At 48.9% G+C, this 15495-nt stretch carries 8 protein-coding genes and 2 rRNA genes (1 of these 10 cut by a window edge); 9 read left to right on the top strand and 1 reads right to left on the bottom strand.

The window, feature by feature from the left end; translation table 11 throughout:
* The 7 genes from NX720_RS11320 to NX720_RS11350 all read left to right on the top strand — a co-directional run.
* A 23S ribosomal RNA gene (locus NX720_RS11320) occupies positions 1 to 3225 on the top strand (it extends 181 nt beyond the left edge of the window).
* 181 nt (positions 3226 to 3406) lie between these two features.
* Positions 3407 to 3522: ribosomal RNA gene (gene rrf, locus NX720_RS11325) — 5S ribosomal RNA — on the top strand.
* Between the two features lie 224 nt (positions 3523 to 3746).
* Entirely contained in the window at positions 3747 to 4991 is a 1245-nt protein-coding gene (locus tag NX720_RS11330) for a dicarboxylate/amino acid:cation symporter (protein WP_262601218.1), read from the top strand.
* A gap of 69 nt (positions 4992 to 5060) precedes the next feature.
* On the top strand, positions 5061 to 5978 hold the full coding sequence (ylqF, locus tag NX720_RS11335) for a ribosome biogenesis GTPase YlqF (protein WP_262601219.1): 918 nt from the start codon (positions 5061 to 5063) through the stop codon (positions 5976 to 5978).
* Between the two features lie 152 nt (positions 5979 to 6130).
* A complete protein-coding gene (locus NX720_RS11340) occupies positions 6131 to 8509 on the top strand; it encodes a penicillin acylase family protein (protein ID WP_262601220.1) in 2379 nt (792 codons plus the stop codon).
* Between the two features lie 133 nt (positions 8510 to 8642).
* Positions 8643 to 10043: an alkaline phosphatase gene (locus NX720_RS11345; RefSeq protein ID WP_262601221.1), complete on the top strand. Its 1401-nt coding sequence runs from the start codon at positions 8643 to 8645 to the stop codon at positions 10041 to 10043.
* A gap of 66 nt (positions 10044 to 10109) precedes the next feature.
* Positions 10110 to 11231, top strand: coding sequence for a YibE/F family protein (locus NX720_RS11350; protein WP_262601222.1), 1122 nt, complete (start codon positions 10110 to 10112; stop codon positions 11229 to 11231).
* Between the two features lie 95 nt (positions 11232 to 11326).
* On the opposite strand, the gene ispG is transcribed toward NX720_RS11350, so the two are convergent.
* Complete coding sequence (ispG, locus tag NX720_RS11355; RefSeq protein ID WP_262601223.1) at positions 11327 to 12562, bottom strand: flavodoxin-dependent (E)-4-hydroxy-3-methylbut-2-enyl-diphosphate synthase; 1236 nt, start codon at positions 12560 to 12562, stop codon at positions 11327 to 11329.
* A 232-nt stretch (positions 12563 to 12794) separates the two neighbouring features.
* On the opposite strand from ispG, the gene NX720_RS11360 reads away from it, so the two are divergent.
* Together NX720_RS11360 and NX720_RS11365 are read left to right on the top strand one after the other, a co-directional pair.
* Positions 12795 to 13307, top strand: a complete 513-nt coding sequence (locus NX720_RS11360; protein ID WP_262601224.1) for a DUF3015 domain-containing protein — start codon at positions 12795 to 12797, stop codon at positions 13305 to 13307.
* A gap of 5 nt (positions 13308 to 13312) precedes the next feature.
* On the top strand, positions 13313 to 15277 hold the full coding sequence (locus NX720_RS11365; protein WP_262601225.1) for an Lnb N-terminal periplasmic domain-containing protein: 1965 nt from the start codon (positions 13313 to 13315) through the stop codon (positions 15275 to 15277).
* Positions 15278 to 15495: the final 218 nt, after the last annotated feature.

Raw genomic sequence — 15495 nt, forward strand, 5'->3', positions numbered from 1 at the left:
ACCCGGGGAACTGAAACATCTAAGTACCCGGAGGAAAAGAAATCAACCGAGATTCCCCTAGTAGCGGCGAGCGAACGGGGAGCAGCCCTTAAGCAATATTGGTGTTAGTGGAACGCCCTGGAAAGAGCGGCCATAGTGGGTGATAGCCCCGTACACGAAAACCCCTTTATTGTGAAATCGAGTAGGACGGCACACGTGAAATGCTGTCTGAACATGGGGGGACCATCCTCCAAGGCTAAATACTCCTGACTGACCGATAGTGAACCAGTACCGTGAGGGAAAGGCGAAAAGAACCCCGTTGAGGGGAGTGAAACAGAACCTGAAACCGTGTACGTACAAGCAGTGGGAGCACCCTTCGGGGTGTGACTGCGTACCTTTTGTATAATGGGTCAGCGACTTATTTTCAGTGGCAAGGTTAACCGTATAGGGAAGCCGTAGCGAAAGCGAGTCTTAATAGGGCGTCATAGTCGCTGGGAATAGACCCGAAACCGGGCGATCTATCCATGAGCAGGTTGAAGATCAGGTAACACTGATTGGAGGACCGAACCCACTGTCGTTGAAAAGCCAGGGGATGACTTGTGGATAGGAGTGAAAGGCTAATCAAGCCCGGAGATAGCTGGTTCTCCTCGAAAGCTATTTAGGTAGCGCCTCTTGTCTCACCATCGGGGGTAGAGCACTGTTTGGGCTAGGGGGTCATCCCGACTTACCAACCCCATGCAAACTCCGAATACCGATGAGTGCAATCAAGGGAGACACACGGCGGGTGCTAACGTCCGTCGTGGAAAGGGAAACAACCCAGACCGTCAGCTAAGGTCCCAAAGTAATAGTTAAGTGGGAAACGATGTGAGAAGGCCCAGACAGCCAGGAGGTTGGCTTAGAAGCAGCCACCCTTTAAAGAAAGCGTAATAGCTCACTGGTCGAGTCGGCTCGCGCGGAAGATGTAACGGGGCTCAAACTATTCACCGAAGCTACGGGTGGTCAGAAGACAGATGACAGAGGACAGAAGACAGTGAAGAACGATGAATCGTCACTTCGCTGCTATAGTTCCCTCTTTCATCATTGAAAGATGTACAGAAGCAATGAATGAGTCGGCTAAAACTGTTAATGGCTTTGAAGACCTTGAAGTATTCAAAAGAGCTTACAAGGTATCTTTGGAAATTCACTCACTGAGCTTGAATTTTCCGAAGCACGAACAATTTGCAGGGTTAGCGGATCAAATGCGTCGAGCCAGTAAAGGTATCTGCGCAAACATTGCGGAAGGCTATGGTAAATAAAGCGTATCTAACGCTGAGTTTCGAAGGTTTTTATTAATGGCCATCGGATCAGCCGACGAAATGCGAGTCTGGACGAGATACAGTCTTGACCTTGGTTATATAACCTTGAATCAATGGCAAGCTCTGAAGGCTGAATACCAACAAATAGCCCGGATGTTGACAGGATTACACAGAAGCTGGAAATAGCTTCTAAGCAACCTGTCCTCCGTCTTCTGTCATCTGTCTTCTGATTGCGGTAGAGGAGCGTTGTGTAAGCGGTTGAAGGTGTGCCGGGAGGCATGCTGGACGTATCACAAGTGCGAATGCTGACATGAGTAACGATAAAGGGAGTGAGATCCTCCCTCGCCGGAAGACCAAGGGTTCCTGCGCAACGCTAATCGGCGCAGGGTGAGTCGGCCCCTAAGGTGAGGTCGAAAGACGTAATCGATGGGAAACAGGTTAATATTCCTGTACTCCTTTTGACTGCGACGGAGTGACGGAGAAGGCTAGGCCGGCAGGGCGATGGTTGTCCCTGTTTAAGGTCGTAGGCTGTGGGTTCAGGCAAATCCGGACCCACAAAGCCGAGAACTGATGACGAACCCACTACGGTGGGGAAGTGGTTGATGCCATGCTTCCAGGAAAAACTTCTAAGCTTCAGGTCAAAAGGAACCGTACCCCAAACCGACACAGGTGGTCAGGTAGAGAATACCAAGGCGCTTGAGAGAACTTGGGTGAAGGAACTAGGCAAAATGGCACCGTAACTTCGGGAGAAGGTGCGCCGGCTGGTGTGAAGGGCTTGCCCCGTAAGCACCGGCTGGTCGAAGATACCAGGTGGCTGCGACTGTTTATTAAAAACACAGCACTGTGCTAACACGTAAGTGGACGTATACGGTGTGACGCCTGCCCGGTGCCGGAAGGTTAATTGATGGGGTTAGCTTCGGCGAAGCTCTTGATCGAAGCCCCGGTAAACGGCGGCCGTAACTATAACGGTCCTAAGGTAGCGAAATTCCTTGTCGGGTAAGTTCCGACCTGCACGAATGGCGTAACGATGGCCACGCTGTCTCCACCCAAGACTCAGTGAAATTGAAATCGCTGTTAAGATGCAGTGTATCCGCGGCTAGACGGAAAGACCCCGTGAACCTTTACTACAGCTTCACAGTGGATCTTGATGTTGCTTGTGTAGGATAGGTGGGAGGCTTTGAAACGTGGACGCCAGTCTGCGTGGAGCCGACCTTGAAATACCACCCTGGCAATATTGAGGTTCTAACCCAGGTCCCTAACCGGGATCGGGGACATTGTGTGGTGGGTAGTTTGACTGGGGCGGTCTCCTCCCAAAGAGTAACGGAGGAGCACGAAGGTTGGCTAAGCACGGTCGGACATCGTGCGGTTAGTGTAAAGGCACAAGCCAGCTTGACTGCGAGACGTACATGTCGAGCAGGTACGAAAGTAGGTCTTAGTGATCCGGTGGTTCTGCATGGAAGGGCCATCGCTCAACGGATAAAAGGTACTCCGGGGATAACAGGCTGATACCGCCCAAGAGTTCACATCGACGGCGGTGTTTGGCACCTCGATGTCGGCTCATCACATCCTGGGGCTGAAGCCGGTCCCAAGGGTATGGCTGTTCGCCATTTAAAGTGGTACGCGAGCTGGGTTTAGAACGTCGTGAGACAGTTCGGTCCCTATCTGCCGTGGACGTTGGAAGTTTGAGGAGAGCTGCTCCTAGTACGAGAGGACCGGAGTGGACGAACCACTGGTGTTCGGGTTGTGTCGCCAGACGCATTGCCCGGTAGCTAAGTTCGGACGGGATAACCGCTGAAAGCATCTAAGCGGGAAGCCCCCTTCAAGATGAGACTTCCCTTGGCCTTCGAGGCCACATAAGAGACGTTGAAGACTACGACGTTGATAGGCGGGGTGTGTAAGCGTTGTGAGGCGTTGAGCTAACCCGTACTAATGACTCGAGAGGCTTGACCATATAACGCCAAAGCGATTTGAAGAGCTTGAAGCTATAAGCTTGAAGCCGGAAGCTGTACGCAATAGTGAGAGAGTGTAGAGCAAGAATAAACAAAGCTGTTTAAGTATATTTTGGATTCCAGGAGCGTTCAGCTTTAAGCTTATAGCTTCCAGCTTGAGAGCCGAAGGCTCGACCAGTTTTGCCTGGTGACCATAGAGTGTTGGAACCACCCGATCCCATCCCGAACTCGGAAGTGAAACGACGCATCGCCGATGGTAGTGTGGGGCTTCCCCATGTGAGAGTAGGTCATCGCCAGGCACTCATTTAGAAAACCCCAATCGAGAAATCGGTTGGGGTTTTTGCTATGTGCTGAAAAAATAATAAAGATATTAAATGAATTCTAAAGACGCCCCCTGCGTTGATAAATATCAACTTAATTTAAAATCACAAAACATATTATTCCCGCATCGCAAATTTCAAGCCATTGTATGCACTGATGCCCAGATAAACGTCAGTGGTTTATTTTTTTTCAGGGGGAATTTATGAGTAAAAGCAGTGAAAGAAAAGAGTGGGGGCTTATTAGTAAGTTAGTAGTCGGAATTGCTTCAGGTGTAGCAATTGGATTCTTTGCTGATGAATCAATTATGAGTGTGGTCGGCTCATTCAAACATGTTCTTGGGCAATTTATATTTTTCACCATACCACTGGTTATTATTGGCTTTATTGCTCCCGCTATTACACGACTACGGCATAATGCCAATAAAATGCTTGGAGCCGGTATCTGTATCGCCTACTTGTCATCAGTTGGCGCAGCTATCATGGCTTACGTGGCAGGGAGTTTAATTATTCCTCATCTTTCTGTACCCACCGCTTTAGAAAGTCTGCGACAGCTTCCAGAAGCTGGATTCAAACTGGATATTCCACCTTTAATGTCTGTAATGACGGCTCTGGTAACAGCTATTTTGCTGGGCACAACGGTATTAGGAACTAAAGCAGAGTCTTTTGAAAAAGCTCTCAATGAGTTTGAAAACATTATGATGATGGTTGTGAAAAAAATGGTTATTCCCGTATTGCCGTTTTTTATTGCAACAACCTTTGCGGGTTTGACTTATCAGGGGACGTTGACAGAACAGTTGCCGGTATTTCTGAAAGTTGTGGTCATTGCGCTAATCGGTCATGCTGTCTGGCTGGCTGTACTCTACGGTATAGCAGGCGCTATTTCAGGTAAAAACCCTCTGGAAGTTTTAAAGCACTACGGCCCGGCTTATCTGACTGCTGTCGGTACTATGTCTGGTGCAGCAACACTGCCTGTAGCCTTGAGCTGTGCTCGTAAATCTAAAGTTCTCACCAATGATACAGTGGATTTTATGGTTCCTCTTGGTACTACTATCCATCTGTGTGGTTCAGTGCTGACCGAAACATTCTTTGTAATGGTCATCTCTTTGATGCTGTATGGTGCGTTGCCAGGCTTTGGCACTATGCTTACATTTATTCTGTTATTTGGTATTTTTGCTGTTGGTGCTCCGGGCGTACCTGGCGGCACAGTGATGGCGTCAATGGGTATTGTTGTTGGTGTTCTGGGCTTTGACCCTGCCGGTGTTGCTTTATTGCTGGCCATTTTTGCTTTGCAGGATAGCTTTGGTACCGCCTGTAATGTTACCGGAGATGGAGCCATTACCCTTATGCTGGAGGGGCTCTTTAACAAAAACGGAGAGTTATCAGCTGAAGCGTCAAAAACTGCTGCAGATACTGTATCAGGAAATGTTGTTGGTACTGCCCATTCCTGACAGCTATTAAACTGGAACTCTGGGAGCGAACCATTAAAATACCGCCTTCACGAGATTAAGGGTTTTATTATGGCGATTAATTGGTTTCCCGGGCATATGCACAAGGCTCGAAAGGAGATCAAAAAGGTTATTCCGGAAGTTGATCTGATCATCGAAGTTCTGGATGCCCGGCTTCCTTTCAGCAGTGGAAACCCACTGGTGCCATCCCTGCGTGGAGATACGCCTTATATCAAGGTGCTCAATAAAAGCGATCTTGCTGATCCGGTGGTTACCCAGCAGTGGCAGCAGCACATGGAGAAAGAAAAAGGTGTAAAGGCTATTGCCACCACCAATAACCAGCCTGATAAAGTGCGCGGCCTGTTGCCTCTGGCAGAAAGTATGGTGAATCGTAATCTGGAGTTGAAGCCGTTGCGAGCCATGATTCTGGGGATTCCCAACGTGGGCAAGTCCACCATGATCAATACGCTGGCTAACCGGATTATTGCCAAAACTGGCAATGTGCCTGCGGTGACCAGACAACAGCAACGCATCAAACTGCCGAACGGAATGATCCTGCTGGATACTCCGGGCTTTCTCTGGCCCAAGTTAGAGCCGGAAGCCTGTGGTTATCGTCTGGCGATCTCCGGTGCCATTAAGGACGCAGTGATTGAGTACGAAGATATTGCCTACTTTGCGGCTGAGTATTTTTTGAAAGCTTACCCGGAAGCACTGAAGCAGCGCTTTCAGATCCATGACCTGCCAGACAATGAAATTGAACTGATGGATATGATTGCACAGCGCCGCAACTGTATGCGTCGTGGTGGCATTGCGGATACCCACAAGGTGTCCGAGATTCTTCTGAATGAGTTCCGCAGTGGTGGTTTTGGTCGCCTGAGTCTGGAAACCCCGGATATTATTGAGCATGAAATGGAACTTCTGATGGCTCAGAGAGCTGAGGAAGAGGACAAGAAAGAAGCAAAGAAAGCTCCCCGAAAAAAACGACGATAGCTCAATAGAACCGACAGTAAGGTTGTTAGAAACATACAGCCTTACTTCCCCCTCACCGCCATGCTATTTTTACCCCTGAAAAACATAATAAGAAAACAGGTTCTAAAATGTTTCCATTCCTGAAAGCACGTTCGCCGAAACAAAGGTGGCTAATGTGCGGCTTTTTTCTCACTTTTTCTTTACTGCTGATTCTTTTTTTGTGGGTGAATAACACGCTACGAAACAGCCTCCCGGTGTTGGACGGCAATGTTCGGGTACAGGGCATTGATTTCCCGGTTACTATTGAACGTGACAGCTATGGTGTTCCCTCGATTATTGGCAACAATCGAACAGATGTCGCTTTTGCTACGGGGTATCTTCATGCTCAGGAGCGCTTTTTCCAGATGGACCTGGGCCGTCGAAATTCTTCCGGTGAGTTGTCCGAGCTGGTTGGCTCAGTCGCACTTGAGCACGATAAACGACAACGGAAGCATCGGTTCAGGCTGGTTGCCCAACAGGCTCAAACATTACTGCCCGACCAGCACCTGAAAATTCTTAACGCTTATACAAAAGGCGTTAATGCGGGCTTGACGGGACTGGATTCCAAACCCTTTGAGTACTGGCTATTAAATGTTGAGCCACAGCTTTGGGCCAATGAAGATACCTTTCTGACCGTGTTCAGCATGTATCTGGACTTAAACGACGGTGACGCAGGGCTCGACAAGACCAAAGGGTATCTGGAACAAGTCGTTCCAAGAGAGGTGGTTGAATTCCTGTCACCTTTGCGAACCCGCTGGGATTCCCCCCTGGTTGCAGACAGCCTTCCCGAACCTGTCCTGCCCGATTCAGAGCAGGTAAACCTTCGTAGCAAACCCCTGAATATCTATAACAACCTGACGGGAACATTGGTTGAAGAGGCTGCCATTGGCAGCAACAACTGGGCGGTAGCCGGTGAATTGACTGATCATGGTGGTGCTATCGTCGAGAATGATATGCATCTTAACCACAGGGTTCCCAATGTCTGGTATCGGGCACAGTTTCGATACCCTCATCCTGATAACGGTCAGCCTGATGTTCGAATAACCGGTGTTTCCCTGCCGGGCACTCCGATCATTGTCGTTGGGAGCAATGGCTCTGTGGCCTGGAGTTTCACCAACAGTTATGGTGACTGGGTGGATCTGGTTGCTCTGGATATTGAAGGCAATGTTTATCAGACGAACGAAGGGTTTGAGCCTCTGTACCAATGGTCAGAAACGATTCCGGTAAAAGGTCAGGAACCGGTTATTGTTGACTATCAGGCAACCCGTTGGGGGCCGGTTGTTGAATCGCTTTCAGGTGATAATCAATACGCCTTACGCTGGACGGCTCATAATCCAAAGGCAACAAACCTCAATCTGATTGAGCTGGAAACAGCTACAACGACCAGACAGGCGATGACTGTCGCCAATACCAGCGGTATCCCTCCACAGAACTTTACCGTAGGAGATCGTCACGGCAACATAGGCTGGACCATCGCAGGTCAAATACCATCAAGGCTTGAGCTGGATTCAACTTATCCTCTCCCATGGAGTCAGGCAGATTTACAGTGGGCTCGCTGGTTGACACCCGATGAATACCCGGCAGTGTTCAATCCTGAGTCTCAGCGGATATGGACTGCTAATGCCCGGGTAGCTTCCGGTGACAGCTATAAAAAGCTGGGTAATGGTGGCTATGCGCTTGGGCCAAGGCAGTTGCAGATACGAAATGCTCTGATGAGCCTGAAACAGGCTGATGAAGACGCCATGCTGGCCATTGCCCTGGATCATCGGGGCATTTATATGAACGACTGGCGACAGTTAGCCCTGGAGGCTTTAACGGAATCTGCAAGAGCAGGTCATAGGGGTCGAGAGTCGTTTTATCGCTATCTGTCAGAATGGTCCGGCGAAGCAGCGGTTGATGATGTTGGTTATCGCCTGACCCGGGAGTTTAACGACAATGTAACGCTTAAAGTACTGCAATCGCTGGGGCGCTACTTTTCGTCTTTGTCAGAAGGCGTTGCCCCGGATATTGATGACAGCTGGTTGCAGAAGTTAAACCACGAAGAAGAAATGATCTGGCGATTACTGGATGAACGCCCCATGCACTGGCTCAGTCCCCAGTATGAAAGCTGGGATGAACTGCTGCTGGAATCCATTGATGACGTCATTGCAAGCCTTGGCGGGGAGTCCGGGCTGGCCCGGGCAAGCTGGGGACAACGCAATAAGGCTAAAATTAACCACCCTCTCAGTTCAGCCCTGCCAGTTATTGGTCAGTGGCTGAATATGCCAGCAGTACCGTTAAGTGGAGATGTCTGGACGCCCAAAGCACAAAAGCCCTCTTCAGGTGTCTCCGAGCGGATTGTTGTAGCACCAGGACGTGAAGAAGATGGCATTTTCCATATGCCCGGAGGTCAGAGCGGACATCCGTTATCGCCCTTTTACAAGCTGGGCTATATGGATTGGGTGAATGGCAGTAAGACGCCTTTTTTACCACAGGAAACCCGATATACATTGACACTGACGCCTGAGAGTTAGATGTTGATTCAGATCAATCATCCAGAATAAATTTACAGAATGTTAACCCTTAGTCACAATTTGGTCACATACAGTCACTACATTTGCCTACCGTCGCTTATCAATCCATTTATCTGCTCACAAGAAGATGTTTATGCGCTCGATAAAATTGTGTGCCTGCGTGTCAGCCCTCGCTCTGACCTGTATGCCAGTTAATGCCAATGACAGTGGTCCTAAATATGTGTTCTATATGATTGGCGATGGCATGGGAACCGCCCAGCGTCAGGTAGCTGAATACTATCACCAGGAGGCTACAGGCGATAAACAAGCAAGACTGGTCATGAACAGCATGCCAGTGGTAGGCATTAACACCACTCATTCAGCCGATAGTCTGGTCACAGACTCCGCCGCATCTGGCACTGCACTGGCTACCGGCGTCAAAACTGATAACGGTATGCTGGGTATGACTGCGGATGGCCGGGAAGCGCGTTCCATCCTTGAAGGTGCTCAGGCTAAGGGAATGGCGACCGGATTGATTACCACCACAAGGCTCACCCATGCGACACCAGCCGCTTTTGTTGCAAAGAACCAGAGTCGTAATAACGAGAATGAGATTGCGGACAGTTACGCAATCTCTGGCGTCGACTTTTTTGCCGGTGGTGGCTATCGGCACTTTGTGTCTGGTGAGGGATCAAAGCGCAAAGACAGTAAGGACCTTATTCAACAGTTCAGGAAACAGGACTACAAAACGTTCGTCGGCGTTAACTCCACCAGTGACTTCAGGAGTTACCAGCCTGAGCAGGGAGACCGTGTGTTTGCGGCATTTACCCCTTCACACCTGCCCTATGAAATAGATCGTCAGCACGATAATTCGACCCCCTCCATTGCGGAAATAACCCGCAAAGGCATTGATTTGCTGTCAAAAGATAAAGATGGCTTTTTCCTGATGGTAGAGGGTGGTCGTATAGACCATGCCAGTCACGCCAATGATCTGGCCGGTACAATCATGGACACCATCGCCTTTGATCAGGCGGTAGCAACGGCTATGGAGTTTTATCATCGCCACCCGGAAGACACTCTGATTGTTATCACCGGTGACCATGAAACCGGCGGTATGGGGATGGGCTTCGGTAAAAACTACTTTATGAATCTGGACAAGGTCGCCCTGACCCGGGAGTCAGTAGAAGACAAGTTGCAGGGCGTTTATCAGGGTGATCGACCTGCCTTTTACCAGCATATCGCCAGAAAGTTTCAGCTGAACCGTCTGGAAAAGGATGAAAAGGCTCTGATTGAACGGGCTATGGATGCGGTAGACGGTAAAGACCCGGAGCAGATTGCCCACTATGGCGGCTATGACCCAGTGTCCATTGCCATTGCCCATATCACTTCAAAGCGGGCTGGTGTTTACTGGACTTCTTACGCTCACACTGCCACTCAGTTGCCATTATCCGCCATAGGCCAGCAGGCAGAAAAATTTGCCGGCTTTAAGGACAACACGGAAGTGGCTAAGGTCTTTGCGGATGTGATGAACATCCGGATAGGCGTTCGTTCCTGATTATTTTTCAGCCTGATAGTTTCTTAGATAGTGGGAGCCATTGCTGGCTCCCATGGAATATATATTATGCGTGGCATGTTACTGGGTTTTACCACCCTGTTGCTGGCTCTGGTGTATCAGTTGTCTGGCCAGCCTGCAGATGGCGATGTCCACCAGGTGGCTCAGGTGCACCTGGCTGACGACAGTCGGTTAGTCGTAATTGGCAGTAACCGTATTGGGGAGCAGCGGTTGCAGGTTCGTCTTGAAAGCGACCGGAATTCAGGTCGTGTTTACGAGGCCAGTAACCGGCTGAATGGCTCCATGGAATACGATGAATATTATCAGCCAGGCGACCGGGTGCTGGTGGCTATTCAAGGGCTGGAAACCGGCGATACGCCTCAGGTCAGGGTATTGTCTCACTATCGACTCCCGGTGCTGGGTGGGTTGCTGGCTGTTTTTGCCCTTGGCTTGCTGTTGTATGCCGGTCGTGTGGGAGTCAAGTCGCTGCTTTCATTTCTGGGCTCGGTCATTATTGTCTGGAAACTCCTGATACCGGGCCTTCTGGCAGGGATTTCCCCGGTCATCATGACTGCACTGACCCTGGCGGCATTGAGCGCATTGATTATCATCTCGGTGGCTGGGTGGAGTCATAAAGGTCAGGTTGCACTGGCGGGTACCCTGATAGGATTGGTGGTGACCTCACTGCTGTGCCTGCTGGTAGGACGCTGGCTTCATCTTGATGGTATGTCCCAGCCCCTTGCCCAATCATTGCTGTTTGAAACGGGCATGCACCTGAATATGCTGGATATTTTTTATGCCGCCATTGTTATTGGAGCCAGTGGTGCCGCCATGGATGTGGCGATGGAGATGGCTGCCACTATGGAGGAGATTCAACTGAATCATCCCGATATTAGTCGCTCCGCTCTCTTACGTTCCGGGTTTCGGGTGGGCAATGCTGTGATTGGCACAATGACAACCACGTTGCTGCTGGCTTACTCCGGTGGATTTTTGACTCTGTTAATGCTGTTTATCAGTCGGGATACCAGTCTGATTCAAGTCATTAATATGAAGCTGGTGGCATCAGAAGCTGCACGAACACTGATTGGTAGTCTGGCACTGGTTATTGTTGCTCCCGTTACGGCCTGGATTGCTTCATGGGTTTACGTGAAGGATGAGGGTCTGGTTTCCGGGACGGTGGCCAAAGTTTAGTACACGGTTTCAATGACTTTTACGGGGTATGTAGATTGGGAGTCGTTACGCTCTTCCCAACCTACAGTTGTTAAAAGGATCCGGAAAGGGCTGAATCAGCTGGAAGCGATCAGCTCGCTTCGGGGCGGATAAGTCTTGTGAACATAGTCCTCAATCATCTGCTTGTACTCTTCAGCAATATTCTCGCCTTTAAGCGTTTTCACTTTTTTACCGTCTACAAACACTGGCGCTGAAGGTGCTTCTCCGGTTCCGGGCAAACTGATACCAATATTGGCATGCTTGCTCTCGCCGGGACCGTTTACGACACAACCCATCACGGCGACTTTCATATCTTCAACGCCGACCAGCTGGTGTCTCCAGGTGACCATTTTGGTGCGTAGGAAAACATCCACCTCATCGGTCAGTACCCGGAAAAAGGTGCTGGTGGTTCGACCACAGCCGGGGCAGGCGGTCACTTCTGGTGCAAAACTGCGAACTTCCAACGCCTGAAGAATCTGCTGGGAAACAATGACTTCACGATCCCGGCTGCCATTGGGCTCAGGGGTCAGCGAGGTGCGGATGGTATTACCAATACCCTGCTGCAACAGAATGCCCATGGCGATACTCGATGCGACAATGCCCTTACTGCCCATTCCTGCTTCTGTCAGCCCCAGGTGCAGGGCGTACTGGCAACGATCGGCCAGCATCTGGTAAACGCTGATCAAATCCTGCACACGGGACACCTTGCAGGAAATAACAATCCTGTTCTCTCCCAGGCCACGTTTAACCGCCGCATCAGCACTGGTGATAGCTGATAGAACCAGTGCTTCATGCAGAATTTCCTGGGACGGTTTCGGGTTGTCCGACCTGGCGTTTTCATCCATCAAACGGGTGGACAACTCTTTGTCCAGGCTGCCCCAGTTCACGCCGATACGCACAGGCTTGTCGTATTTGATGGCAACATCGATCATGGCATTGAAACGGTCGTCTTTTTTATTGCCAAAACCAACGTTACCGGGGTTGATGCGGTACTTGTCCAGTAGCCGGGCGGTTTCATCGTATTTGGTCAGCAGCAGATGACCGTTGTAGTGGAAGTCACCAACAATAGGAACATGATAACCATCGGCACGGAGCTGACGGTAGATTTCAGGCACTGCGGCAGCCGCTTCTTCAGTGTTGACCGTTACCCGAACCATTTCCGAGCCAGCATCAGCCAGCAGCCTGATCTGGGCCACGGTCTTTTCAACATCAGCGGTGTCCGTATCAGTCATGGACTGAACGACCACAGGGGCATCACCGCCTATGGTGACAGGTCCAACCTTAACTGAATGGGTTTGATGGCGTGGGCCCATTAAGCTGAATCCTCCGGGGAAGCGAATAGTAGAGAATGAAAAATTTCTTAAAGTTTATCACTTATTCGGCAAGGGAACAGGGATGGAGTCGTTTAGGGCTTTCAATCGCACTCGTTTATGGGTTTGTACTTATATGCTATCGTAAGGCCGCAGTATGATATTGACGTTCTTTTTGCATTGTGTGGGTAAAGCTTACTCATTTAGAGATTTATGAAAATATTAGGAGAATCTCTTGATTAAATTAAAAGCGATGGCTGCTGCGCTGTTTACAACAGTAGTTACTTTGACCGTTCCTGTTGCTGAGGCTAACGGGGCGGCGGGTTCTGGCCCAAACCCTTACACAGATTGTGGTATTGGTGCGGCTTTGTTTGCGGACACACACTGGGCAGCTGTGACCTCAAACGTAATTTGGGATTTAGGTTCTACTGCGCTGACTTCCGCCACTGCAAGTCCCGAAACCTGTAATGGCAAGAATGTTAAGACTGCGCAATTTATTATTGATAATTACCATAACATTGCTGAAGAAACCGCTTATGGCGAAGGCGAGCATTTGAGCGCGATGCTGAATGTTCGTGGCTGTCAGGTGTCTTCTCATGCTGGCATAATCTCTTCTGTGCGTTCGGATATGGCAAGCTATCTGGCTTCTCCTGCTTATACAGATTTAAGCGATATCGAAAAGGCTTCCCAGTATTACAGAGCAATGGAATCTGGTGTCAGCCAGTTCGCAGGCAGCTGCTCTTCCTGAATAATGTGATTCTTTTAAATGCAGTGTTGACCTCATGTCGGCACTGTTTCAGCCATTATTTTATTGGTTTTATCTCGCTTGTGTTCCATGTAGTATTTTTAGTACTTGTTGTGCTTGTTTCCAATACTCACGCATCAGTCATTGATGATCATGATTTGAGCTTTTACGTCCATAAAGCGAAAAGTACGAGACTGCATGAACATTCTACCTGGCAGAAGCTGTTGGTTTATGAGCAACAGTGGACTGGTAGAAATGTACGAAGTGCGATTCATTCAGATTCATTCTTCAACGCTCCAACCGGATATAAAGATCCTGAAGCGGAGCTGTTAGCAACATTAAAAGCAATTGCCAGGCCGGAAGAATCTAACCCGAATTTACATGCCCAGTGCCGGTTTCCTGCCAGGTATTTTTGGTTAAAAGGTCAACTTGATTTTTCTGAGAAAGATATTCCTTCCGTCAATTGCCCTGAATTTAATGAATGGTCAATGAAGGGGGAAGTTGATTCTTTAAGCATTGTGTTCGCAACGGGGTTTTTAGGAAATCCGGCTTCGTATTATGGACACACATTATTAAAACTGAACAATAAAAACTCAAATAATAATCGTTTGCTCGACATGAGTGTGAACTATGGGGCTATTGTTCCTGACGGTGAAGACCCGATCACTTACATAGTCAAGGGGTTGTCAGGGGGCTATGACGCTGGCTTTAGTCACACAGAGTACTATTTTCACAATCAGAGTTATGGTGAAATTGAGCTTCGTGATCTTTGGGAGTATGAGCTTAACCTTTCATCCAACGATGTAAGAATGATTCTTGCGCATACGTGGGAAGTAATGGGTGAAGAATATACCTATTACTTTTTGAATAAAAACTGTGCTTACAGAATGGGGGAGTTATTCGAGATTATTGATGGCATTAAGGTTAATCCGGATACCCGGTTTTGGGTTATTCCCCAGGCGCAGATACTTCGGCTTGGCCAATCCGAGTACAAGGGGGAACCATTGGTTCGTGACATTCAGTTTCACCCTTCAAGACAATCAAGACTTTATGAACGTTTCTCTTTATTAAGCTATCAAGAGCAAACCGTTTTGAAGCAGGCGGTTGGTGAAATAAGTACTCTTGAAGAGCCAGTATTTGATGCGCTGCCAGATGACTCTCGCTATCAAATACTGGACACTTTAATTGATTACTACCAGTTTAGAGAAACACTTTCAGGCGACAGTAAAGAAGAACAGCAACAATATCAGAAAGCGCTATACAAGCGATATCAACTGCCTCCGAAAGCCCCTTCAGAGTTGAACCATTACCCTTCTCCACCTCATAGAGGTCGGCAACCGAGTTATGTTCAGGCAGGTGTCGTGAGCCATAAGCAGTATGGTAATGGTTTATCACTAACGGTCAGGCCTGCTTATTACGATGCTCTCGATTCTGGTTCGGAGCATGTGGAATACGGAGAGCTTATTATGGGGCAGTTCTCTGTAGAGTCATACAGTGGCTTAAGCAGAATCCGTGCGATCGACTTTATCAGCATCCAGAGTCTGAACACTCATGTGACCGGCCTTCCTGAAGATTCCAGTTCAGCCTGGCGTTTGAAGGCTGGATTGCAGTCAGCCAGTATGACCTGTTCGAGTCAATGTCTTGCGGCTCGTGTAGAAGGCGACAAAGGTTATGTATGGAGACTCAATCGTCAGCTGGTTGTGGGTGTACATCTTGGCGGTGCGTTAATGGATAATCGCTTTGGTACTGGCAATGTCGAGCTGAGAGTTACCAGTCATGGTATTTTCGATGTGACTGAAAACTTTAGAGTCAAGCTAGAGCACCAACACAAAAGGTTGGTGGATGTTGGAAGAAGCTTGAATAATACTCAGCTGGATGCCCGATATCGGCTGTCTAAAAATAAAGATATCAGAATTTCTTATCAGTCTTCGGACTCAAGTCGCTTCCTTCTTGCTTTGGGTTACTATTGGTAGATTGCAATATGATCAGTAGGCGTCTAACGCGAGTCACTGCTGTTCGGTTAAAAAATCTGACTTTCCCTGAAGAGTCTGTTCTCACCGTTTAGGGGTGCAGCATTCAATAACTTACCGGGCTGTTGGCTTTTGGCTTTTGGCTATTAGCTGCTCATACAGCCAACCGCCAAAAGCCAAAAGCCAAAAGCCAACAGCGGTATATTATGTTCTGCTGCTTC

This window comes from Endozoicomonas euniceicola, assembly GCF_025562755.1.
Taxonomy (GTDB): Bacteria; Pseudomonadota; Gammaproteobacteria; order Pseudomonadales; family Endozoicomonadaceae; genus Endozoicomonas_A; species Endozoicomonas_A euniceicola.